At 54.8% G+C, this 21,753-nt stretch carries 23 protein-coding genes and 1 tRNA gene; 3 read left to right on the top strand and 21 right to left on the bottom strand.

Annotation, left to right across the window (positions count from 1 at the left end):
* Positions 1–83: 83 nt before the first annotated feature.
* From ACP7D9_RS28890 to ACP7D9_RS28815, 16 genes are all read right to left on the bottom strand, one after another.
* Complete coding sequence (locus ACP7D9_RS28890) at positions 84–1,091, bottom strand: hypothetical protein (protein WP_426160354.1); 1,008 nt, start codon at positions 1,089–1,091, stop codon at positions 84–86.
* Positions 1,092–1,263: 172 nt separating this feature from the next.
* On the bottom strand, positions 1,264–1,842 hold the full coding sequence (locus tag ACP7D9_RS28885; protein WP_426160353.1) for a TerD family protein: 579 nt from the start codon (positions 1,840–1,842) through the stop codon (positions 1,264–1,266).
* Positions 1,843–1,925: 83 nt separating this feature from the next.
* Complete coding sequence (locus ACP7D9_RS28880) at positions 1,926–2,501, bottom strand: TerD family protein (protein ID WP_426160352.1); 576 nt, start codon at positions 2,499–2,501, stop codon at positions 1,926–1,928.
* 32 nt (positions 2,502–2,533) lie between these two features.
* Entirely contained in the window at positions 2,534–3,532 is a 999-nt protein-coding gene (locus ACP7D9_RS28875) for a TerC/Alx family metal homeostasis membrane protein (protein ID WP_426160385.1), read from the bottom strand.
* Positions 3,533–3,576: 44 nt separating this feature from the next.
* On the bottom strand, positions 3,577–4,026 hold the full coding sequence (locus ACP7D9_RS28870) for a tellurite resistance TerB family protein (RefSeq protein ID WP_426160351.1): 450 nt from the start codon (positions 4,024–4,026) through the stop codon (positions 3,577–3,579).
* A gap of 45 nt (positions 4,027–4,071) precedes the next feature.
* Positions 4,072–5,253 (bottom strand): TerD family protein, encoded by a 1,182-nt coding sequence (locus tag ACP7D9_RS28865; protein ID WP_426160350.1) that lies wholly within the window; start codon positions 5,251–5,253, stop codon positions 4,072–4,074.
* Positions 5,253–5,837: a TerD family protein gene (locus tag ACP7D9_RS28860; protein WP_426160349.1), complete on the bottom strand. Its 585-nt coding sequence runs from the start codon at positions 5,835–5,837 to the stop codon at positions 5,253–5,255. Before ACP7D9_RS28860 ends, ACP7D9_RS28865 begins: the two co-directional genes overlap by 1 nt.
* 73 nt (positions 5,838–5,910) lie before the next feature.
* On the bottom strand, positions 5,911–6,597 hold the full coding sequence (locus ACP7D9_RS28855) for an HAD-IB family hydrolase (protein WP_426160348.1): 687 nt from the start codon (positions 6,595–6,597) through the stop codon (positions 5,911–5,913).
* Positions 6,594–7,544, bottom strand: coding sequence for an HpcH/HpaI aldolase/citrate lyase family protein (locus tag ACP7D9_RS28850; protein ID WP_426160347.1), 951 nt, complete (start codon positions 7,542–7,544; stop codon positions 6,594–6,596). The genes ACP7D9_RS28855 and ACP7D9_RS28850 overlap by 4 nt, the downstream gene beginning before the upstream one ends.
* The gene (locus ACP7D9_RS28845; protein ID WP_426160346.1) at positions 7,544–8,638 is read right to left on the bottom strand and encodes a cysteine protease StiP family protein; all 1,095 of its coding nucleotides are present in this window, start codon (positions 8,636–8,638) and stop codon (positions 7,544–7,546) included. Before ACP7D9_RS28845 ends, ACP7D9_RS28850 begins: the two co-directional genes overlap by 1 nt.
* Positions 8,631–9,389 carry a trehalose phosphatase gene (locus ACP7D9_RS28840; RefSeq protein ID WP_426160345.1) on the bottom strand — a complete coding sequence of 253 codons (759 nt, stop codon included), beginning with the start codon at positions 9,387–9,389 and terminating at the stop codon, positions 8,631–8,633. The genes ACP7D9_RS28845 and ACP7D9_RS28840 overlap by 8 nt, the downstream gene beginning before the upstream one ends.
* On the bottom strand, positions 9,379–10,506 hold the full coding sequence (locus ACP7D9_RS28835) for a phosphoribosyltransferase domain-containing protein (RefSeq protein ID WP_426160344.1): 1,128 nt from the start codon (positions 10,504–10,506) through the stop codon (positions 9,379–9,381). The genes ACP7D9_RS28840 and ACP7D9_RS28835 overlap by 11 nt, the downstream gene beginning before the upstream one ends.
* Positions 10,507–10,578: 72 nt before the next feature.
* Positions 10,579–11,718 (bottom strand): trypsin-like peptidase domain-containing protein, encoded by a 1,140-nt coding sequence (locus ACP7D9_RS28830; RefSeq protein WP_426160343.1) that lies wholly within the window; start codon positions 11,716–11,718, stop codon positions 10,579–10,581.
* A gap of 81 nt (positions 11,719–11,799) precedes the next feature.
* On the bottom strand, positions 11,800–12,798 hold the full coding sequence (locus tag ACP7D9_RS28825; protein WP_426160342.1) for an ATP-grasp domain-containing protein: 999 nt from the start codon (positions 12,796–12,798) through the stop codon (positions 11,800–11,802).
* 332 nt (positions 12,799–13,130) lie between these two features.
* The gene (locus ACP7D9_RS28820; protein ID WP_426160341.1) at positions 13,131–13,676 is read right to left on the bottom strand and encodes a hypothetical protein; all 546 of its coding nucleotides are present in this window, start codon (positions 13,674–13,676) and stop codon (positions 13,131–13,133) included.
* 68 nt (positions 13,677–13,744) lie between these two features.
* Positions 13,745–14,110, bottom strand: a complete 366-nt coding sequence (locus tag ACP7D9_RS28815) for a hypothetical protein (RefSeq protein WP_426160340.1) — start codon at positions 14,108–14,110, stop codon at positions 13,745–13,747.
* A gap of 119 nt (positions 14,111–14,229) precedes the next feature.
* On the opposite strand from ACP7D9_RS28815, the gene ACP7D9_RS28810 reads away from it, so the two are divergent.
* The 3 genes from ACP7D9_RS28810 (at position 14,230) to ACP7D9_RS28800 (ending at position 16,833) form a co-directional block, all read left to right on the top strand.
* On the top strand, positions 14,230–15,306 hold the full coding sequence (locus ACP7D9_RS28810; RefSeq protein ID WP_426160339.1) for a helix-turn-helix transcriptional regulator: 1,077 nt from the start codon (positions 14,230–14,232) through the stop codon (positions 15,304–15,306).
* A gap of 260 nt (positions 15,307–15,566) precedes the next feature.
* Positions 15,567–16,301 carry a GIY-YIG nuclease family protein gene (locus ACP7D9_RS28805; protein WP_426160338.1) on the top strand — a complete coding sequence of 245 codons (735 nt, stop codon included), beginning with the start codon at positions 15,567–15,569 and terminating at the stop codon, positions 16,299–16,301.
* A gap of 109 nt (positions 16,302–16,410) precedes the next feature.
* Complete coding sequence (locus tag ACP7D9_RS28800) at positions 16,411–16,833, top strand: hypothetical protein (protein ID WP_426160337.1); 423 nt, start codon at positions 16,411–16,413, stop codon at positions 16,831–16,833.
* 669 nt (positions 16,834–17,502) lie between these two features.
* Here ACP7D9_RS28800 and ACP7D9_RS28795 read toward each other — a convergent pair.
* From ACP7D9_RS28795 to pheS, 5 genes are all read right to left on the bottom strand, one after another.
* Positions 17,503–17,579: transfer RNA gene (locus ACP7D9_RS28795), tRNA-Pro, on the bottom strand.
* Positions 17,580–17,668: 89 nt separating this feature from the next.
* Positions 17,669–18,025, bottom strand: coding sequence for a MerR family transcriptional regulator (locus tag ACP7D9_RS28790; RefSeq protein ID WP_003179985.1), 357 nt, complete (start codon positions 18,023–18,025; stop codon positions 17,669–17,671).
* Positions 18,006–18,308 carry an integration host factor subunit alpha gene (gene ihfA, locus ACP7D9_RS28785; RefSeq protein ID WP_002553164.1) on the bottom strand — a complete coding sequence of 101 codons (303 nt, stop codon included), beginning with the start codon at positions 18,306–18,308 and terminating at the stop codon, positions 18,006–18,008. The genes ACP7D9_RS28790 and ihfA overlap by 20 nt, the downstream gene beginning before the upstream one ends.
* A 3-nt stretch (positions 18,309–18,311) precedes the next feature.
* Positions 18,312–20,690, bottom strand: coding sequence for a phenylalanine--tRNA ligase subunit beta (gene pheT, locus ACP7D9_RS28780; RefSeq protein ID WP_426160336.1), 2,379 nt, complete (start codon positions 20,688–20,690; stop codon positions 18,312–18,314).
* Between the two features lie 26 nt (positions 20,691–20,716).
* Positions 20,717–21,733, bottom strand: coding sequence for a phenylalanine--tRNA ligase subunit alpha (pheS, locus tag ACP7D9_RS28775; RefSeq protein ID WP_101159939.1), 1,017 nt, complete (start codon positions 21,731–21,733; stop codon positions 20,717–20,719).
* Positions 21,734–21,753: the final 20 nt, after the last annotated feature.

The raw sequence follows: 21,753 nt of genomic DNA, 5'->3' as shown, positions 1-21,753 counted from the left end.
TTGGATTGCTCAAGCGTTGCGCCAGAGTCCTGCCTAACCGCGCTCGCATGCTCACGGCTAGGCGACCTGCTTACATAGTTGGCTTACGTTGTGGGGGCCTGAAGAAATGTCGTGCCGTCCCACTTATAGTTTTCCGTGCTCTGAACACTCGGGCAGCAATCCGCATCATCCGGGCCGACGGAGAGAACTGTCAGCTTGAGGGTCTGGGAATCGATGACCTGAATGTCCTGTACGCCATTGCCGACGACGGCTTTACCGCGAAAATCCCAACCTGCCGAACCACCAATGAACGCGGCGAGTGATTGGAAGTAGCCATTGCCACCGCCCTGACCTTCGATTGTGTAGAGCAACACAGCATCCTGGATGCCATCGTTATTCAAGTCAGCAAAGATGACCTGACGGGCGTCTTTGTATTCATCACCGCCATCTTGGGCGATTTCATTCGCGATCATCCGATCTGCAGATGCAGCCAGGTCGGATGGCACCACTGCTTTAGCCTGAGCTACCGGTTCCACGGCCTGAGTAACTGGTGGGGTTGTCGGTGCACTTGGAGCGGCCTGAACCTGGGTAGGAGCTGGAGGGGTCTTGCCCAACAAAATTGCCGCGGTCTCCGACATTGGCTCCTCAGGCTTCACAGATGCTTTTTTCGCCTGAATGCTGGCGCTGACTTTTTTAAGCACGGCCGCGTGAAGTTCCTGCATGTCTGAAATGTCTAAGAGCAGGTTGTGGGTATTCGTGAATGGTTGACCTTCACCCAGGACCCAGCGCGCAAAAAAACCTGGACGTTTGTTTTCCTGTTGTTCGATCAAGTCGTCAATTTGCTCATTAGCAATTTTCGAGAAAAGCTCAAATCCATCCTTGCCACCGATTTTTATAATGCTTTCCTTCTGCCGGTCGATGCCGCTGCGAGCGATCTCAAGCAGGACAATGTTCGTATCGACCAGTTTGCTTTCGCACTCGTTCGTGTAATTGCCAAAGCATGTCTGCCTGTATTCTTGAACTGCATTGCTGGCTTTGAAGTCGGTGTAGGCTCCGCAGCCTGACAGGGACACCAAGACGCCTACAGTCACAACCCCACGAAACATGCCCATCCAAATATCCTTTTAGTACCGCGAACAGGTGAACTGCCGTAGCGATCGACAGCAGTCGCTTCCAGTGAAAAATGAATTGATCTATTACAGCCCACAGGAACCACTTGGTGGTCTTTCTGTAGGCAAGAAAAAGCCCCCAATTAGCAGAGGGGGCTCTTTCAACCCATGTGGGTTAGCCGATGTTCACGCCCATCGATTTAGCCAAAGGAGCCAGGCCGCCAGCGAAACCTTGGCCGATCGCCTTGAACTTGAACTCTTCAGCATTGCGATACAGCTCGCCGAAGATCATGGCGGTTTCGGTCGAGGCGTCTTCGCTCAGGTCGTAGCGCGCCAGTTCTTTGCCGTCAGCCTTGTTCACTACGCGGATGTACGCGTTGCCAACCTGACCGAAGCTCTGCTTGCGTGCTTCAGCGTCGTGGATGGTCACAGCGAAAACCAGTTTTTTCACGGCGGCTGCCAGGCCGGTCAACTTAACGTTGACCTGCTCGTCATCGCCAGCGCCTTCGCCCGACTGGTTGTCGCCCAGGTGTTCAACCGAGCCGTCAGACGATTTTTTGTTATTGTAAAAAATGAAACTAGCATCGTCCAAGACTTGGCCACTTTCACCCAGGATGAAGACCGAAGCATCGAGGTCGAATTTCGAACCGTCGGTTACGCGTGCATCCCAACCCAGACCCACGGTTACTTCAGTAAGGCCCGGGGCCTCTTTAGATAGGGATACGTTGCCACCTTTAACCAGCGAGACCGCCATAATGAGAATCCTTCGTATTTTGATGATTAGGCCCTGAGTACAAGGCCTATAAATAAAAACCCATTAAATCAATAGGTTACTGTTTAAAAATTCATGCCGTAGTTATTGGCCAGAGCTCGCAGGCCGCCGGCATAACCTTGGCCAACTGCGCGGAATTTCCACTCACCGCCGTTGCGATAAAGCTCAGCAAAGACCATTGCAGTTTCGGTCGAAGCGTCTTCAGCCAAGTCGTAACGAACAACTTCGGCGCTGGTCACATCGTTGACGACTCGAATGAAGGAGCCACCGACTTGACCGAAGGACTGCTTACGTACTTCAGCATCGTGGATGGTAACGATGAAGACAACTTTGTCGACGTCAGCCGGAATGCGGCTCAGGTCTACCTTGAGAACTTCGTCGTCGCCATCGCCCGCACCGGTACGGTTGTCACCGGTGTGCTCAACCGAACCGTCAACGCTTTTCAGTTGGTTGTAGAAAATGAAGTCCGCTTCACTGCGTACTTTCCCGTTAGCACCCAGCAGTAGCGCACTGGCGTCCAGGTCGAACTCTGCACCATCAGTGGCGCGAGGGTCCCAGCCCAGGCCTACCAGAATTTTGGACAGGCTTGGATCGGTTTTCGTCAGGGACAGGTTGCCGCCTTTTTGAAGAGTCAGTGCCATTGTGTATTACTCCTTGTGTTGAGTCATGTAACTCAGTTGTTTTCCGGTTGAACTTCTTCCTTGCCCGGGAAGGCAAGGCTAGCTACGACACCTATAGCCAGTACGACCATAACGATCAGTAAGCTGGTGTTTGCATCGATGGTATAGCCGTGGTGGAACATGTGGTCGGTTGCGTTCAGGCCGAGTTTGACGGCGATGAAGAACAACAGCGCAACAACAGATTTCTCCAGGTGGACCAGGTAGCGTTTCAGCGCCTCGAGCACGAAGTACATGGTACGCAGACCCAGAATTGCGAACAGCATGGCCGAGTAAACGATCAGGGGCTCACGGCTAACCGCGATCACCGCGGGTACAGAGTCGAACGCGAACAGTACGTCGGACACTTCAGCCACCACAAGGCACAGGAACAGAGGGGTTGCAAACAATGTCCCTTTGGCTGCCAGGGTCATGCCCTTGTTCTCAGGTTTCTGTAGCTCAACCTGCAGCTGCTTACGGCTGACGAAGAAGTTATTGCCATAGAGCTTCGGCCATACAGGGAACAGCTTCTGTGCGAAGCGGTAAGCCATGTGCTTGGAGTAGTCTTCTTCCTCCTCGTCATCACCGCCGGCGCGCAGCATCATGACTGCGGTCCAAGCAACGATCACGGCGAAGACGATTTCCACCCAAGGACCGAACGCCAACAGACCGGTACCGATGGCAACGAAGATGCCGCGGAACACGATTGCACCGATGATGCCCCAGTAAAGAACGCGGTGACGCATGCCATCCGGCACTTTGAACCAGGCGAAAATCGCCATGAACACAAACAGGTTGTCGACGCTCAGGACTTTCTCCAGCGCGTAACCAGTTACGAACAGGCTGGCGACTTCAGGACCGTGCTGAACGTAGAGGAAACCGGCAAATGCCAACGAGATAGCGATCCAGAAAATCGACCAGATCGATGCCTTAGCTAGCGAAACCGGTTTGTCACCGCGATGGGTGATCATGTCGAGCAGCAGCGCGCCGAGCGCGATGCCAGCAAACACCGCCATGGTAAGCGGGGGAAATCCGATGTGAGTATCCAAAGTACTGCTCCTTAAAGATCGAAATCGGCTGGATTCAGGCCCAGCTCAGCGCAAACCAAACGGCACGCCGCTTTTTCTTTTTCATCGAAGTCACCATCGGACGCACCGATGGCACACCCGACACGGACTAACAGCCGGCCGGCGCCCGGATCATTTTTGATTTTGGCGATGACCTTCAATGCTTCTGCCTGACCCAACTGAAAGTCGAACTCGAACTTCTCGCAGTGCCCATTGAACGACTTGATCACGTCGGACATGTTGAAGATTTTCAGCTCCGGCGAGTTGTTAATGAACCCCACCATCTTCTGCTTTTCTTCAGAGGAAACCCCTCCGGACGCAGCCGAGACAAGTGCGCAGAGCGCCGTCGAGGCTTCCATAAATTTGGAATGCTTGTGCTTGCCGATTTCGTTGGTCAGCTTTTCACGAGCCAGAGTCGCGTTTTCTTTTAACCATGCAACCATGTTGTGTTCCCCCAAGGGCGGGGTCGATTGACCCCGCCACAATTTCTATTTGGACCCTGCAGTCCACCTCATGCCCCAGCCGTAAGCTTGGTCCATGAGTCTGTGCCCGCGATGGAAGTCCACCCGCCGAGAGACCTTAACGGCGCCGTTCACGTTTTCAAGCATCGCAATGGCGCACATCGGCTCACGACCACCCTCTTCATTGAGACGCACCTCAATGTCGGGCTGACCAGGAATGTGAATGGTCACCACACCGTCGGTTTCTCGCCAGTTCGGCGCGCCCTCGTAGATGAAGGCAAAGACCAAGATGCGGCGGATTTCACTCCATTTAGTCCCGTTGATGTGCAACCACTCACCACCAGATACAGAGCCAGTGCGGTCATCGCCCATCAGCTGGATGTAAGGTTCGCGATTGAGACTGCCGAAAGATTCCCCGAGGGCTTGAACAACGCTCTTTGTTCCGTCCTGAAGTTCGTACAGGCAACCAACGTCCAAATCGACAGATTGGCTACGCTTGAAAAAGCCTCCGGATTTGCCCTGGTTCCAATTCAAGTTCACCCTGATTTCGCCGAACCCGGCTGCCGTCTTCTCAAGACTGATTGACGATCGTGTTTTATCGAGGGTGACTTTGCTCAGGCTGATCGTGGACTTAGGTACGACCGGTGCTGCGGGCGGTGGCGTTTGTACCACTGGCGCGGGTGCAGGAGCAGGCGCCGGCGATGGGGCAGCGATTTCAACACCAAAGTGTTTGGCCAGCGGTTCAAGGCCGCCATTAAACCCCTGGGCCACGCAGCGGAATTTCCACTCGCCATTGCGGCGATAAAACTCGCCAAGGATGAGCGCTGTTTCTTTCATACCGCCAGTGGGGATTTGAGCTTCAATTCCGCCGGACACCACAACCGAAAGTTGCGACACGCGTTCGAAGCTCGCCTTGTTCTCGTAGATTGTGGCGGTAAGTGCCACCTTCTCAACTGCCGACTCAAGGCGGCTCGTATCCACGGTGAACACTACGCGCCCAGCCGAGGACTCGGTTAGGTGCACAGCGCCGCCCAAAATTTGAGGCTGGCCATAGAAGCACATATCGCCGTCGCCACGGACTTTCGCTGAGGCGCCCAGTGCGAAGGCCGAGACGTCGATGTCTGCCCCCGGGATTGGCGAGTAGTTGATATCAACACGAAGTTGGCCGCTGGCAACCGGCGCATTTCCACCAGGTACGAGAGTCGCCATTAGCGCAACGCCTGAACGGCCAAGTTTACGAGGTCGTCAGCGGTGCGACCGTTGGTTGTCTGGCCGATTGCTTTGAACTCCCAGTCGCCATTTTGGCGAGTCAAGGACGCCATCACGATTCCGGTATGGCGGCCTTTCTCCGAAAGGTTGAATCGAGCCAGCTCGCTGTTTTTGCCTGCATTTACAATTCGGCAATAGGCGTTTTCGACCTTTTCAAAGTTTTGGCCAGTGAAGCTGTTCACTGTGAAAACCAAATACTTCACGGAAGCTGGAAGACGTTGCAGGTCCACGTGAATGGTTTCGTCGTCACCATCACCATCACCGGTACGGTTGTCACCGGAGTGCTTGATCGATCCATCCTGAGACTTCAGCTGACGGAACCATACCAGGTCAATTACTTGCAGATCGCTGTTGAGCAGAATGCAGGAAGCATCCAGATCGATTTCGTTGCCACCACCCATCATCTTCCCAAGAAAGCCTGCTTTTACCGGGTCCCAGCCCAGACCAAGGCTAATGCTGGACAGCGAACTGCCGGCAGTCTTTTCCAGGGAAATGGATTGCTGTTTGCTCAGAGTAAGTGCCATCGTTACGCTCCTTGTTGGTCATCAGTGTTCAAGTGGTGATCTGAATTGATCCTCACTTGCAGGTTGGTGCGCGCTATCGCGTTCCCGCCCGGGTTTCGCTTTTACCTACCCGCAGACGTCCACGACGCCAGACGGGATGAAAATGTCGCCAGTGTGCTTCTTGCGCGGCAGCCAACAACTCGTGGTCTCCGCGCGTATCTCCCCACGCCCTCAGTTGATATTGATCCAAGGGCCCATAAACGGCCTCAAGCCTAAGTACTTTGTTTGCGCATCTGCAGTTGCTGCCAGCAATGCGACCGGTCAGAAGACCATCAATAATTTCAAGCTCTGTACCGATCAGCTTCACACCCAATCGATCGGCAAACGGTTGGAGTACCAGGGCCGGCGATGCAGAACAGAGAGTCACCTGTGCATCAGCCTCAAGCTCAGCCGCGACGGATTTTAATCCTGTAGGTCGCATGAGCTCATCCCAAAACACCCCGCAGAAATTCACGGCTTTCTTCCGAAGCCATTCGACCTCAACGCCGGTCAGAAACGAACTGATTAACCGTGCTTTAAGTTCATCGCGATTCATTCTCCGAGCCAGGAATCTAACGCCGGGCAGCGCTAGGCGCAGAATGCGACGGTTAAATTCCCGGGTACCGAAGGCGAACTTCAGGAAAGGAACGAAGCTATCGTGCCGGGTCAGCGTTCCGTCGAAATCGAACACTGATAGCACCTGCTTTACAGACACAACGGCCTCGCTCGTTTCACGTCTCATCGAACGGCCTCGGCCAAACGAATGGTCGCTTCAGCAGGTGCTACGTCTGCATGACGGACGCCATGCCACTCTGCCCGCTCAAGGATGTTCACCGCCCACTTGTAATGGGTCGCTGGCTCGCACATCGCGTCGTTGTGCTTGAACACTGCAGGCGCTACATCACTGACAATCAACTTTGCGCTGTTGAGGTCTTCAAGACTTACACGCAGCGCTTCCTGGATCGTGCTGATCTGTGTTGGATGAATTGCTGTTTTGCCAACCAAGCCGTGGGAGATGTCGAGTTCTAATTCTTCCTTGAGTAAATGCGGTGACGCGAGCTGCTCAAACACCGGTGCGGTCAACGCGAAACCTTGTGAGCCCATCACCCCGGCCAGCATTGGGATTACGTAACCCATCGGCGTGTTATAGAGCGTAGTGTCCGGGTTCCGGCGAAGGCCAAGGCTTCCCATCAGGTCATTCCCACCGATGCGCAAGGCGATGATGCGTTTGTCCAAGTTGGCTTTCAGTGCCTGGCCCAACTCAACCATTGCGCCCGGGTTGAACACGTCTGTGGTTTCCAGCGTCGGCATGAGGTACAGCGCCGGATTCGTAACAGCGTGTTCCCATTTACCGAGATTGCGCAGCGTCAGTTTTGGTACCACAAATCCATCAACGCGGGCCATCAGTGGCCACTCATTCAGCACCGCTGCCATATCCGAATCTCGGGGACGTACAAACAACAGCGGCCCATCGGCCGGCCGCCCACCCCGTTCATTGATAGCGGTCAGCAGTCCATGAAGATTCCGTAAGGCACTATCGACATCGATCTCGGCAACGGCGTCTTCCAGGCAGACCACCAAGGAACGAAGTTCTGGCAGCTTGTGGCGGAATACAACGTCCAGCAGATCCACGCGGGTGGCCGGCATGTAGAGCGTGGCACCAAGAGCATAAGGCGAAAGGATCTTCATCAGCTCACACTCCGAATGATGGTCACGGCCCGGTACGGCCCCAATGCAGCACCAACCTCTTCAACGGTTACCCCAGCACTCTCTGTCAGGTGCATGAGCAACTGCACATCGCTGTCGCTGCGGCTTCGAACCAACACATGGTCTGGGACCCGGCGCAGAACGGCGCGGGTTGCCTCAGCAATGCCTGGCTTCACTCGATTCAGATTGGTGATGCCAAAGCGTGTGGCCAGCGACGACACAACATGTGTGGCTGCGCCCTGGAGTTCAAACCGTTGAGCGTCTGTCCACGGCGACGCCTGAAGAACGGTCCCCAAAACTTTACGTTCAGCTTCGATGTGCTCGATGAAATCGCGGGTGACGTCGTACTTCTGTAGATGGTCGTAAACCACACACCCATGCAGGCCGCCGTCGGTAGGCCAGATAGAGCGAGAAACCAATCCTGACACCGTTGCACCCAAGATGCCGGACGGGATAACCCAGTCTTCTGCCGATGCGGACAACCAGGCTCGGCCGCACGGATCTGCGAGGACTACAAGACGCGGATTTTGTGGGAAACGGGAGTCACCGTTCAGGCTTCGCTGAATCTCGCCAGAAATGGCCCCCTTCCCTGTCCAGCCATCGACGAAGACGATATTTTCGGCGCCGTGTTCTTCAATGATTGCTTCCAGCGCAACCTTGTCGATCCCACGGTCTCGGATGATGCTGATGCCATAGTGGTGTGCGTCCCGGCCCATATCGAGCAACGCCCGGCGTAGCAGGACACCCAGCGGTAGACCGGCGCGGACGAAGGACACCAGTACGATCGACGGCCCTGTGCATTCCTCGCTCAGCGCCAGCGCCAGGGACTGGACGTCCATGGCCATGCGGGCGCCATTCTGTTCTAGGGCTCGCTGATACAGCGCTTTGTGCAGATCGCTTGGAGCACTCTCCATGCTGATCATCTCGGAGTAGTGCTTCTGCTTCGATTGAATCAGACGCTCCTTCTCCTCGACATCAGTCGGGTCCAACTCCACAGCCTGTAGCAGGAATTGAACGTCATCCGACGCATAACTGCCGCTGCCCACAGTTTCCAGATTCGCAATGGCGTTAGTCATCGATAGCGCTCCCCACCAACTTGGCAAGTTGGCTCCGCGCTGGGGTTGCCCACATATGGCATTCGCCCATGAATCCGAGATCAGTGATGCTGTCGCCAAACCCCAAAACAGGGCGCTCACCGTTGGCTTCGCGATCGCGACGCAACAACTCTTGAACGGCCACTTGCTTCGACAGACCCAGTGGTAGGAAAGCCAAGTTGTTGGAATTGGCGTGTATGTGCATCCCTTCTAGCAAACCCCGGGCCCGGACTTCAGCCAATACCGTTTGCAGAACGCTGTCATCGGATTCGTTGTGCTTGGTGACCACGTAGTGACGCAGTCCTTCCTCTTCCACAACCCAGCCACGCAACGAGATGCCCAGCTCTTTGCCGATGACCAGTGTTGCTTCACTCAGAAGTGGTAGCCGCGCTTGGTAACTTGAGAGCACATCGGACATACGTGCTTGCCATTCCTGGTCAAGCTTGCCATCAGCACCTAGGATCACGCCGCCATGGGAGCAGACAGCACCGTGTTTGAACGGCAACTGCACACGACTGAACGCTTCGACACTGCGAGCGGTGACAGGTAGCACTTCTGTCGACGCAAGTAGCCACTCGACAAGGGACTTTTGAACCGTGTTCATGTAGCCATTTGGCTGCCCTTCCACATCCAGAGTCGCCGCAAATCGCGCCGTGCCCTCGGGCATCTTGCGTGCAGTCTGGAACAGGGTGTCGTCGAGATCGACTAAGGCGAGGGGGCGATTATTGACCATCAACAATCACCTCCGCGTTCAGGGATTCAATCAGCCCAGCAGAAACTGCCTCTGCGGGAGTTTCCGTGCAGATCAGGACACGGTCGAACTGGCCGGGGCTGACGTTGTAGAGGAAATTGGGGATGCCGAGGCCGTAATTGTCTGCAAACGATAAAGCGTGGCCAATGGCATGACCCAGCGCGATTGGAGAGCGACTGGTGGAGCTAAAGTGAACATCAGCGCCGGCATGTTCCAAACGTTCAGCGAGCAAAAACGGTCGCCACACGAATTCACTGGTACCCACCACGAGCACACGCTCACCGGCTTTGATCTGCAGATCCGGAGCCAAGCAGTCAGCTACATTACGAACCCCATGACGCCCCCAGTCATTCTCTGCCGATATTGGCCACTCCCCGGGCTCAATGGTACCCACTGCCGGCATTTCCGGTAGGGGCGCGTCAGCGTCCTCATGGAAGGTATAAGCACCCTGCAGGAGGGAAACCTGATGCACTGAATCGCCGAGGGTTTGGCGCACCGCATCGCGGGACCAATCCGTCAACACGCACGTCACCACGCGCTCCACTTGGGTGAGACCAGCATCGACCAAGGCACGGTGAAGATTGATGAAGGTTTTGCCAGTGGAAGCTTCGTCGTCGACCAGCACCAGCGAGCGGGCGTTCAACATCATTTCCAGAACATCAGGATCGACCGGCTTGTGGAACAAATGCGAGCTCGCGTGACTGTGCTCTTCTTCGAAGCGGGCAAAGAGTTCTTTACCGGTCGGATGACGTGTGCTGACCATGTAAATGGTGTCAGGGCGAGTCGCGCTGTAAGCACGATGTACACCCGCTCCGAGACCCACGGCTGTTTCAGCCATACCAATAACCAGTACAGGGCCTGGAAGGTCTGCGGGGATCTGGTCCGCGAGACCTTGATAGCTCGCATTCATAATCGATGGACGTACAGGGATATGGCGGCCCAGTACTTTGGACACGAACAGGAACGCACGCTTAGGATTTCGGCGCTCGGCGAAGCCGAACAGAGAGTCCGGGGCGATATGTATGGCATCGACTGTGACATCGAGACGCCCGCGCATCAGTTGGGCGCTTAGCGCTTGTGTAACGGCGTTACTTTCCATGAACAAATTCCTAGGTTGGCGTGAGGTCGATAACCTAACGTCAGCGCCGATTTCATCAAGTCAAATAGAGCGTTAAAAATTCCGGGCTTCGACGCGCCACATTGATGCCTGGGCTGTACGAGCTAATTCAGCAGTCGAGAATGTTTTGCTGCTGAATGCTTTGCTCGGCTCAATACGGCATGCGTCGAGAAAGGACATGAGCAATGACGCTTTAACGGCAAAGTTCATGTTTTGAGCATCAGGCATTGTCGACGTAACCAAGCCGACAACAGCGCCTAAAGAGTCAAATAAGGGAGAACCGCTGGAGCCAGGTTGGATGGCTGCGGTGAATTGCAGAAGGCTTGAATCGTTGTGCAGGCCAAACAAAGCCGACACTCCTCCTTGAGTTACATGCACCCCGCCGCCGGCGAAGCCCGACATTGGAAAACCTAAAGCGACAACTGACTCGCCAAGGTCACAGCCAAAGCCCTCTTTGAAGGACACAGCTTTGAGGAGTGGAGACTCCATCACCCTGAGAAGGGCGATATCGTTACGCTGATCCACCACAACGGGCTCCGCGCGATATCGACCCTCAAAGGACGAAATGAAGACCTCATTCATACCCTCGATTACATGGGCACAAGTGAGGACGTGGTTCGGTGAGACGGCGAATCCGGTGCCAGTAGCTCCAGTGCGCGAACGATCAGGTTCACCAGAGCTGCTCCGGCCCTTGGGGTGGGCATCATTGATGTCGATGCCTATTCGACGACCGAGCGCTGCCAGGCCATAGGCGGAGCCTTCCGCTAATGCCCGGAACTTCCATTGCTGATTTCGGCTATAGAACTCACCGATGATGATCGCTGCTTCACCGTTATCCCGAAGATCGAGGCTGTGCCCGAACTGGTTGTCGACCACCATAGTCAATGAGCGCAGCTCACTTACAGGACCTGCCGCGGAAAACGTATAGGCGATGACGAGTATTCGATCGCTTCCGAAAGGAAGATCGTCCAGGTTCAACTTACAGATGATTTTGGACTGGTCCCCGCCCCACTCCATCCACGACTGAGTCGTTTGAAAGAGAGCAGGTTCACCTTTAGGGCGGCGTTTTTCGTCGACCGGCAGCATGGCCATCGCTGCGAACTCCCCGATAGCCGAGGAGTTTCCGCATTCCAGAGTCCATTCACTCCGTGCGCCCGATACCGCGGTGTTTGCGCCAGGCGCGAGCACCATCATTCCTTGATCTCTCCTTGACTGCGATGGCCTATTGAATCAGCGTTGATGTGAACATGGTATCAAAGTAGTGACATTACTATGTCAATATGATGCCACGACTGCAACTGTGATCCCCTTCACACGAACATTTGGCCGCCAGATGGTAGTCGGCTCGGGCAAACCCAGGCGTCGTGTGGCAAAAAATCCGGCCAAATTGACCCCCGTCTCGCGTGTATAGCCAACGCCACCAGAGTATCGAGGATTGATTTCAAGCAGATGAGGATTACCTTCTGCGTCATCTTTCGTCTGTACGTTCACGATTCCGTCACACTGAAAATGCTCTGCAGCTTTGATGGCAAGCTCAACCGCAGCGCCCTCGCGTTGAAAAATTTGGTGAACGCCGGTTTTTCTACGCCCAACGAACGCGACTACCTTGCCTGCTTCGCAAACCATGTCCACCGAACATTCGTTGCCAGCCATGTACGGCATCACGAGCATCGGCGGCGGATTGGCACCGGCACTGTATGCGTGCATGTAGGTAGTGAAATTTGCCACCCGTGCATCAGGATCTGCGAAGGAACGGAACGGATCTGCGTCTGCTTTGAAGCGCCAAAAGCCCTGGCCATAGATGCCGACTGCAGGTTTGACACAGACCTCTCCAGAAGCAGAGAGGGTTTCGTACGCAGCAAACATCTCTTCGGCGTTGGATGCGGTGATCGCCGGCACGCAGGCCAAGCCTGCTCGCTCAGCTTCAGCGGTGAACTTGCTTTTGTCGTCGACCAGGTCGAATGTTCGCATCGACATTCCACCTGTTACCAGCACCAGTCCAGCTTCTTCGAAACGGTGCCTTGCTTGCTCAAATATCCCACCCTGGCGCCCTACCAGAACTACTTTGATGTCATGAGCCTTTGCAGTAGAAATCACCCATGCGATTCGCTCTTCAGCCCCGCGAGGCTCTTTGAAACTGACGTCGGCTCCGGCAGTGATTTCGGGGCGATCGTCCCGGTGGGAGGCGTATATTTTCACATCTGCTGGCAACGCTTCGCGTGCGCCAAGAATGATGTCGCGCTGACTGGATTGCCCTTCGAGAAACCAAATCATATTTGTAAACCTCGCTGATAATTGCGCACTAACTGAGTCGAAGGATTGGAAGGCAAAGCGCTCGAATCCGATCTTTGAACTGGAACATAACGTCGCGAGGAATCACTTCAAGGGCGATGTGGATCGCCCACATAGCAGTCTATCGCTAGTGATGATGTAGAAGGTTGTCACAGAGCAATTTTGAGCGCACCTTAATACAAACCCGAAAACGTACGGAACATCACTGGGAGTTCCCAGGCTCCTGCCCCAATGTCACTCAGTAATTTGTGGCAGGTACGGTCGACCCCTTGCGGCTCACCCGCATCCTTCCTTCTACGCCAACAATCAGACCATTAGCCGCGCGTCTGCCAGAGTATTAGATCCACTTTCTTGAGATCGGTAAGCTTGTCGTGCTCGGGTATCAGCTTGTTAAACTGCTCGATCCAATTGGCCCCTTTATCGGACGTCAGAAATTTTTTGTACCAATTTTCGATGTCCGCATAGCGGAGTTTGGCTTCGCTAATCTTGTTTTTAGCGGTGTAGCTTGGAGCCTTCTCACCAATGTTTTTAAGGACATGCTGGTCCCACACAGGTTTGTCAGCACATAGCGTCGCCACCAGTTTGCTGGAAAACGATGGTTCGTAACGCCCAGTGACTTCGTACACTCGGTCTAGTACGTTGCCAAAGGTGGGCTTCGAACCTTTCAATTCCTCCATGAGGTTGTAATAGGTGGAATACCAGGATGCCGTCCGACTGCGGACTCGATAAAACCCGTTATAGGCTCGCTGAAACGCCGCATCGGTGGAGACATTCACCTTTTCCACTTGATCCATCAGTGCCAAGTATTTTTGGAGGCCAGGCTTGGCTTTGAAAATGGCCGAAGTCACATCGGTAATCATGGATTTACTTCCTTTTACAGTTCAGTAGCGAGTGGTGAGGTTGGCTTACATTGCCCAGTCGCTGGCTTTTACTTTTCGTTTTTGCGTGATCGCGCTTGCGCAATCATTTCATCAAGCTGGCTGATCATTTCATCCACGTCGATCTCTCTGAATTCCCCACACGATGCCGCGATGATCTGTTCGGCAAACTGTGGACTGTACTCCAGAGGGGTATAACCAGGATCGTTCTTGTCGATCGAGGTGTAAATCCACTGACCGTCGACCTCTTGGCCACACAGGCGGTCTTCCTCCTGTAACCCCAGAATGATCGACTGAAATTCGACCTCACTTAGTTGTTCCCCTTCCTGCATTACCCGTCGGCGCAGATCAAGAGCGCTGATTCCCCCGGTCGCAGCCTGATACATCAGCGTTTTCAACATCTCGATGTCGCTCATTGATGCCTCCTTTATCCGCCTGTCCCGCGCTTGGCAACGTGATTGCCTTGCCAATGTGAAACATCATGCAGTCAAATAGGGACACTTCCTGTCCCTAATTGCACAACCAGTAAAAAAAGATGATAAATCGTGCTCACCGCCGTGATTACCTGCGACAAATCCTTCACGCAGAAGGCAAAGCCATCAAAACCGCAGATATTCACAAGCGACTGGCAATTTGGGTTAAGAAAAACAGTTATGGCGGTGCTAACCATCACGAAAAAACCACCCTTAGGGACTTGAAGGTTCTAGAAGAGCTTGACTACGTTGTATCTGAAGAATGGGAAGAGGACAGGAGAGTGTTGACATGGAAAGCGGTTGGTCGAAGCCACTCGTTAGTACTATCACCTGAAGACGCAATGTCCCTCACTGCGATCTTCCAGCACGCCGAGCGTTTTGGCCTGCAGTCAGCAACTGATGAGCTTAAGGGCCTGCGGGACTACGCTGAACTGGTCATGCAAGACGGCTGCATACGAAAGCTCGATTACAGTAAGCGTATAACCTCCGGGACTCGATTTACCGTACTGCTGCCTGGAAAGCACAACCCCGAACATCTCAAGCGCCTGCAGAAGGCAATCAGGCAGGACTCGCCCTTAGAGGTTGGGTACCTTCCTCGTGATGCCGACGGAGTGGAGTGCATCTACCAACTCAAGCCACTGGGGTTGTCCCATCAAGACTCTAATATTTACCTCTCTGCCTATGTCGTTGAAGAGAAGTGGTTGGGTAAAGAGCCTGACCCTGAATTGCCCCGTGGTAAATACAGCAGCAATGGGCCCAACAAACTCTGTGCGCTCATGCTTCATCGAATCACAAAGGTCGAGCCTGGTAAGAGGGATATCAATGATCCTGAAGGCTACGATGTTCACTCAGAGGAAGCGCAGAAAGACCTTGTGAGCGTGTACACGCCTCCCCAGTTAACGCGTCTTCGTCTAAGCCCCAACCTGTACACCCGGCTTACTGAAAATCCGCTCGAAAAAGACCAAAAGCTGGAGCCTTACGGGAACAAGTGGTTGCTGACCTGTAATACTCGAGACACTCAGGGGCTACGACTCTTTCTTATGGCGAACGCAGCGGATATTGAGGTTTTGGAACCCATTGCCCTGAGAGATCATATTCACAAGATGCTCATCGCTGCGGTGGAGACGTACGAACAATAAGACGCCGTGTCTCGACGCATATAGAAGGGCAAGAACAGGCGCTCTTTGCGACGCAGGTACAGCAAGAGGGGGCCGCAATTCATGGTGCAGGTCGTTGTCGCAGACTCGTATTTTTCCAAGTCGGATGCACGCAGCCATTCAATCGGAGCTGCTACCACTGGCAGCGTTAGTCTGTTTCCGCGCTTTTTTGATCATGGCGGTCTTTTCCTCTCACTCGGCGCGGTCAGAAGCTGCAGCGGAATATCCGTTGCAGCCTCTATGTGCGGCTCAAAACCCCGCTAGGCATATTCTATAAGCTGGGCTTCACCACTTTGGATTCAGTAGAGAAGCGCCTCGCTTACCAAGGAAAAGGTGATGAGGCATTCATCGACAGCATTCTGTGCTTCGCCTACCTGGACGATGCCTTCGATGTTGAAACGGAGCTTCATGCGCACTTCTACTACAAGGCCGCTTTTGGCAATTTCAGTGCCGCGCCCGATATGCCACTGTGCGGTAATGGTCAGTCCGAACTCTATTATGAAGACATTCTGGGGATGGACGATACCTACATGCAGGCGCAGTCGGAACACACTCGCTCCAAGGTTCGCTTAGCCGGCATGATGCGCCACTACCAATCCGAGCATATGGCGCGCAAGCGGATGCAGCTGGACGATGCATTGGAGAGGGTGGTTCTGACTATTGCCCTGCCGTTGAGATGGATCTTTTTGGGAATCGGCAAGGTCATTGATCTGTGCTTACCCAAGAAGCAGCATGCGCAACGGGATACCCAGGGCGACATGCGCTACAAAGCACACATTGAGAACCTCCTTGCAAGGATACGGAGCGCTGAGAAGGAACGACAAGAACGGTTATGGCAGGAAAATCAGGAAAGATTGGCGCGAAGCAATGAACTTCATCGCCTGCGACTTAAACACAAGGTCGAAACGGCGCGCACTTTGCTTACGCAAAAAGACCTCGAAGATTTCGAACAACTGCTCGACGACGACCGATTCTAAGACCTCTAAATTCGTGTTGCGTTCTGACTACATGATCGTGGTTAACAATTGCCACAAGCGGATCGCGTGTTAGGAAGGTGTCTTGCCCGGACGGTTACGGTAGAGAAGCATGGCAAGCAACCAGCTTGAGCACCAGTTTTCGAAATGCTGGCTTGGCCCCTTGATTCACCCTTACAATTCCACTCTAACCAAGGAGTGCAATCGGATGGGGTTTTACATCGAAGGTATGGGTGAGGCTGTGATCAGCCTTCAAAATGAGGAGTTTCAGGTTGACTCCAACACCTTGAAGCAAGGTGATACTGTCCAGACAAGTCAACAAGCCTATGATGAGGACGACGTCGACTTCGAAACTTCGTTCTTCGCTACGTCGCGGGGTGAAACCACCGAAGCAAATCAGCTCTTCACATGGAAGGTGGAGTACACCCAAGATTTCAGCACTGGCAAGCTTTTTATTAACGCCGCTGAGTGTGTAACTCCAGGCGTGATAATGATAAAAGACCTCGCTTTCAGCGCTGTAGCCGAAAATGAGTAGTTAAAAGGAATTTGCGCCGGGCGCTTTCCTTTAAGCGCCCATTGCCTCAGCCATTGCATGCCCTGACGATGGATGGGCGCGCAGCTACATCGAACCTACTCAATTTAACTCGTTTCGAGAAAGCCGTACTTTGGCAGTCGCTTCGAGCTTTGTCTGACTACACCATCTCGGGCCTTCCTCCGAACACCAGAAAAATCGCCCCCCCCTACAACGTTCACCATGCGATGATCTCCACTCAGTTAATGCCAACGCAAAGGGGTCCCGCCTACACTGCTCCCAGGCCCTTTGACTGACGCCAAAAGCACCTCACTGTTGCGGATGGTACGGAACTCTGCCACCCGCAGGACGAAAACACCTGCCTTACACAGTTGATGATCGACCTCACCCTGATCTGCCATATCCTTCAGGTGATGATCAGAAAAGAGATCTGAGTACAACTCGTCGTGCCGATATCAGCCAGTGCCGGTCAAGAGAAAGATCGCGACAAGGAACAGACCGCAGCTAATACAGTCAGGACTGGAGCTTTGACAGACCTCAACGCGACGAAGCCCTGTATGGCGAATTCTACGAGCTTTTTGCTAACGGTGACCCAACGGTGACCAAAATGATCAAACGCCAGAAACAACAAAGCCCGGTCGTTTCCGAACCGGGCTAAGTCATTGAAAAATATGGTCGGGACGGAGTGATTCGAACACTCGACCCCTAGCACCCCATGCTAGTGCGCTACCGGACTGCGCTACGCCCCGACTGATGTTGCGTTTCGTTCTCCACCTTGAAGAACGCTCAAGAATATATCGCAAGCGTTTGAAAACTGGAAGTATTCAAACGCAGCTTTTTATTTCTTGAGTACAACCAGCACGTCTTCCAATTCGGCAATCATCTGCCGAATCATCTGTTTGTACTGGGTAGTGTCGTCTTTGGCTTCGTCGCCAGACAAGCGCAAACGTGCACCGCCGATGGTAAAACCCTGATCGTAAAGGAGCGCGCGAATTTGCCGGATCATCAGCACATCCTGGCGCTGATAATACCGGCGGTTTCCGCGGCGTTTGACGGGATTGAGCTGAGGAAACTCCTGCTCCCAGTAGCGCAGCACGTGTGGCTTTACGGCACACAGCTCACTGACTTCACCAATGGTGAAGTAGCGTTTGCCCGGGATGACGGGGAGTTCGTCGTTATGACTTGGTTCCAGCATAAGCCTCAACTCGGGCCTTCAACTTCTGCCCTGGACGAAAGGTGACCACACGGCGAGCCGTGATCGGGATTTCTTCCCCCGTTTTCGGGTTGCGGCCAGGCCGCTGGCGTTTGTCCCGAAGGTCGAAATTGCCGAAACCGGACAATTTTACCTGCTCGTTGTCTTCAAGAGCGTGCCTGATTTCCTCGAAAAACAGTTCAACCAATTCCTTGGCTTCCCGCTTGTTCAGGCCCAGCTCTTCATACAGACGTTCCGCCATCTCAGCTTTCGTCAAAGCCCCCATACGTCACTTCCTTAACGTGGCGTTCAACCTTTGTTCGAGCGAGGTGAGGATATTTTGCGTCGTCGTGTTCACCTCATCGTCATTAAGAGTGCGCGATGGATGCTGCCAGGTCAAGCCGACTGCAAGGCTTTTTCTATCAGGATCAATACCTTTACCCTGATATACGTCAAACAGCCTGAGCTCTGTGAGCCATTCGCCTGCATTTTCACGGATTACGTCCAGCACCGCCGAGGCCGCGACGTCTTTGTGCGCGATCAGTGCAAGGTCACGACGCACTTCAGGAAAGCGCGACAACTCGTGGAATTTCGGCATTTTACCGAGAGCCACCTCCGCCAGAACCAGCTCGAAGACGAACACCGGACGATCCAGGCCCAGCGCTTTCGACAATTCAGGGTGAATGGCGCCGATGAAACCGACTTCACGACCTTCGCGTTCGATGCGCGCGGCTTGGCCCGGGTGCAACGCCGGGTGTTTGCCCGGAGCAAAGGTGAACGAATCCAGCGCACCGGCGAAGCCCAGCACCGCTTCCACGTCAGCCTTGACGTCGAAGAAGTCCACCGTATCGCGACCCTGTGCCCAGCCTTCCGGCAGGCGGCTGCCACACACCACACCCGACAACATCGGCTCTTGCTTCAGACCTTCGAGCTGGCCGATGAATCGCAGTCCGCTTTCGAACAGACGCACGCGATCCTGTTGACGATTGAGGTTGTGTTGCAGCGCCTTGATCAGGCCCGGCCACAACGACGAACGCATGGCAGCCATGTCATTGGAAATCGGATTGGCCAGCAACAGAGGCTCGACGCCCGGATTGAACAGTTCGAACTGACGCGGATCGATGAAGCTGTAAGTGATCGCCTCCTGGTAACCACGAGCAACCAGCAGACGGCGCAGCTCAGGCAGATCGCTGCGCGCTTCTGCCTTGGCTTGTGGTGCCAGACGCGCTTGCGGGTAACGAACCGGCAGACGGTTGTAGCCATAAAGACGGGCCAGCTCTTCGATCAGATCGACTTCCAGGCTGATGTCGAAGCGATGGCTTGGCACTTCAACGCGCCACTGCCCTGCTCCATCGGCGGTAATCTTCAGACCCAGCCCGCTGAGCAGGCTTTCAACCTGAGCTGAATCCATTTCCATCCCGAGCATTTGCGCGATGCGCTGGGCACGCAGAGTGATTGGAGCGATCGACGGCAGATGTTGCTCGCTGACAGTCTCGATGATCGGACCAGCTTCGCCGCCAGTGATTTCCAGCAGCAGGCCCGTGGCTCGCTCCATGGCTTCACGGGCCAGTTGCCAGTCAACGCCACGCTCATAACGATGCGAAGCGTCGGTGTGCAGGCCGTAGGAACGGGCCTTACCGGCAACAGCAATCTGATCGAAGAACGCGGATTCCAGAAACACATCGCGCGTGGTCGCGCAAACACCGCTGTGCTCGCCACCCATGACACCGGCGATCGCCAAGGCGCGAGTATGGTCGGCGATGACCAGCGTATCGCTACGCAGGCTGACTTCCTGACCATCGAGCAGAACCAGCTTCTCACCCTCTTCAGCCATGCGCACGCGAATGCCGCCATTGATTTCGGCGAGATCGAACGCATGCAGCGGCTGACCCAGCTCGAGCATCACGTAGTTGGTGATGTCGACGGCAGCGTCGATGCTGCGCACGTCGGCGCGACGCAGACGCTCAACCATCCACAGCGGCGTCGGCTTGGACAAATCAACGTTACGGATCACACGACCCAGATAACGCGGGCACGCGGCTGGCGCGAGCACTTCGACCGAGCGCACTTCGTCATGAGCGGCAGGAACGGTGGCCACCACAGGACGCGTTACCGGCGCGGCGTACAGCGCGCCGACTTCACGGGCCAGACCGGCCAAGGAGAGGCAGTCACCACGGTTCGGGGTCAGATCGACCTCGATGCTGGCGTCTTCCAGATCCAGGTACACACGAAAATCTTCGCCCACCGGCGCATCGGCCGGCAGCTCCATCAGGCCGTCGTTGCCTTCACCGACCTGCAACTCGGCCTGCGAGCACAGCATGCCGTTGGACTCGACGCCGCGCAGCTTGGCTTTCTTGATCTTGAAGTCGCCCGGCAGTTCTGCGCCGATCATGGCGAATGGAATTTTCAGGCCCGGACGCACGTTTGGCGCTCCGCATACGACCTGGAAAGTTTCCGCGCCATTGCTGACCTGGCACACACGCAATTTGTCGGCGTCGGGGTGCTGTTCGGTGCTCAGCACCTCACCCACCACCACACCGCTGAATACACCGGCGGCCGGCGTAACGCTATCGACCTCAAGACCGGCCATCGACAGACGGGCAACCAGCTCGTCGCGATCTACCTGCGGGCTAACCCAGCCACGCAGCCATTGTTCACTGAATTTCATCCTGCTCTCCTAAGAATTCGTTACGACTAGCGAAATTGCGCGAGGAACCGCAAGTCGTTGTCGAAGAACAGACGCAAGTCGTTCACGCCGTAACGGAGCATGGCCAGACGCTCGACGCCCATGCCGAAAGCAAAGCCGGAGAACTCTTCCGGATCAATGCCAGACATGCGCAGCACGTTCGGGTGAACCATGCCGCAGCCCATCACTTCCAGCCAGCCAGTCTGCTTGCAGACGCGGCAGCCCTTACCGCTGCACATCACGCATTCCATATCGACTTCGGCGGATGGCTCGGTGAACGGGAAGTAGGATGGACGGAAACGTACCGCCAGCTCTTTCTCGAAGAACACTCGCAGGAATTCTTCGATGGTGCCTTTGAGATCGGCAAAATTGATATCGCGATCAACCAGCAGGCCTTCGACCTGGTGGAACATCGGCGAGTGAGTAATATCGGAGTCGCTGCGATACACGCGGCCTGGGCAGACGATGCGGATCGGCGGCTGCTTCGATTCCATGGTGCGAACCTGTACCGGCGAGGTATGGGTGCGCAGCAGCATGTTGGCATTGAAATAGAAGGTGTCATGCATCGACCGGGCCGGGTGATGGCCTGGGATGTTGAGCGCTTCAAAGTTGTGGTAGTCGTCTTCGACCTCAGGGCCTTCGGCAATGCCGTAGCCAATGCGGGTGAAGAACTGCTCGACGCGCTCCAGCGTCCGTGTGACCGGATGCAGGCCGCCAGAGGTCTGACCACGGCCCGGCAATGTCACGTCGATGGATTCTGCAGCCAGTTTGGCAGCCAGTTCGGCTTCTTCAAACAGGGCCATGCGCGCATTGAGAACGCCTGTAACACGTTCCTTGGCAACGTTGATCAGCGCGCCGACTTGCGGACGCTCTTCTGCCGGCAGATTTCCCAGGGTCTTCATCACCTGAGTCAATTCGCCCTTCTTGCCAAGGTATTGAACCCGGATTTGCTCCAGGGCATTGATATCTTCAGCGCTTTGCACAGCCTCTAGTGCTTGAGCGACCAGCGCATCCAGGTTTTCCATGTACAGACTCCAGATACAAA

Source organism: Pseudomonas sp. TSRC2-2 (assembly GCF_049897785.1).
Taxonomy (GTDB): Bacteria; Pseudomonadota; Gammaproteobacteria; order Pseudomonadales; family Pseudomonadaceae; genus Aquipseudomonas.
This window is presented reverse-complemented; position numbering and strand designations above follow the sequence as displayed.

Excerpts from the sequence above, each read along its gene's own strand:
- ACP7D9_RS28890 (WP_426160354.1), bottom strand. The coding sequence starts at position 1,091 with ATGGGCATGTTTCGTGGGGTTGTGACTGTAGGCGTCTTGGTGTCCCTG.
- ACP7D9_RS28885 (WP_426160353.1), bottom strand. The coding sequence starts at position 1,842 with ATGGCGGTCTCGCTGGTTAAAGGTGGCAACGTATCCCTATCTAAAGAG.
- ACP7D9_RS28880 (WP_426160352.1), bottom strand. The coding sequence starts at position 2,501 with ATGGCACTGACTCTTCAAAAAGGCGGCAACCTGTCCCTGACGAAAACC.
- ACP7D9_RS28875 (WP_426160385.1), bottom strand. The coding sequence starts at position 3,532 with ATGGCGGTGTTTGCTGGCATCGCGCTCGGCGCGCTGCTGCTCGACATG.
- ACP7D9_RS28870 (WP_426160351.1), bottom strand. The coding sequence starts at position 4,026 with ATGGTTGCATGGTTAAAAGAAAACGCGACTCTGGCTCGTGAAAAGCTG.
- ACP7D9_RS28865 (WP_426160350.1), bottom strand. The coding sequence starts at position 5,253 with ATGGCGACTCTCGTACCTGGTGGAAATGCGCCGGTTGCCAGCGGCCAA.
- ACP7D9_RS28860 (WP_426160349.1), bottom strand. The coding sequence starts at position 5,837 with ATGGCACTTACTCTGAGCAAACAGCAATCCATTTCCCTGGAAAAGACT.
- ACP7D9_RS28855 (WP_426160348.1), bottom strand. The coding sequence starts at position 6,597 with ATGAGACGTGAAACGAGCGAGGCCGTTGTGTCTGTAAAGCAGGTGCTA.
- ACP7D9_RS28850 (WP_426160347.1), bottom strand. The coding sequence starts at position 7,544 with ATGAAGATCCTTTCGCCTTATGCTCTTGGTGCCACGCTCTACATGCCG.
- ACP7D9_RS28845 (WP_426160346.1), bottom strand. The coding sequence starts at position 8,638 with ATGACTAACGCCATTGCGAATCTGGAAACTGTGGGCAGCGGCAGTTAT.
- ACP7D9_RS28840 (WP_426160345.1), bottom strand. The coding sequence starts at position 9,389 with ATGGTCAATAATCGCCCCCTCGCCTTAGTCGATCTCGACGACACCCTG.
- ACP7D9_RS28835 (WP_426160344.1), bottom strand. The coding sequence starts at position 10,506 with ATGGAAAGTAACGCCGTTACACAAGCGCTAAGCGCCCAACTGATGCGC.
- ACP7D9_RS28830 (WP_426160343.1), bottom strand. The coding sequence starts at position 11,718 with ATGATGGTGCTCGCGCCTGGCGCAAACACCGCGGTATCGGGCGCACGG.
- ACP7D9_RS28825 (WP_426160342.1), bottom strand. The coding sequence starts at position 12,798 with ATGATTTGGTTTCTCGAAGGGCAATCCAGTCAGCGCGACATCATTCTT.
- ACP7D9_RS28820 (WP_426160341.1), bottom strand. The coding sequence starts at position 13,676 with ATGATTACCGATGTGACTTCGGCCATTTTCAAAGCCAAGCCTGGCCTC.
- ACP7D9_RS28815 (WP_426160340.1), bottom strand. The coding sequence starts at position 14,110 with ATGAGCGACATCGAGATGTTGAAAACGCTGATGTATCAGGCTGCGACC.
- ACP7D9_RS28810 (WP_426160339.1), top strand. The coding sequence starts at position 14,230 with ATGATAAATCGTGCTCACCGCCGTGATTACCTGCGACAAATCCTTCAC.
- ACP7D9_RS28800 (WP_426160337.1), top strand. The coding sequence starts at position 16,411 with ATGGCAAGCAACCAGCTTGAGCACCAGTTTTCGAAATGCTGGCTTGGC.
- ACP7D9_RS28790 (WP_003179985.1), bottom strand. The coding sequence starts at position 18,025 with ATGCTGGAACCAAGTCATAACGACGAACTCCCCGTCATCCCGGGCAAA.
- ihfA (WP_002553164.1), bottom strand. The coding sequence starts at position 18,308 with ATGGGGGCTTTGACGAAAGCTGAGATGGCGGAACGTCTGTATGAAGAG.
- pheT (WP_426160336.1), bottom strand. The coding sequence starts at position 20,690 with ATGAAATTCAGTGAACAATGGCTGCGTGGCTGGGTTAGCCCGCAGGTA.
- pheS (WP_101159939.1), bottom strand. The coding sequence starts at position 21,733 with ATGGAAAACCTGGATGCGCTGGTCGCTCAAGCACTAGAGGCTGTGCAA.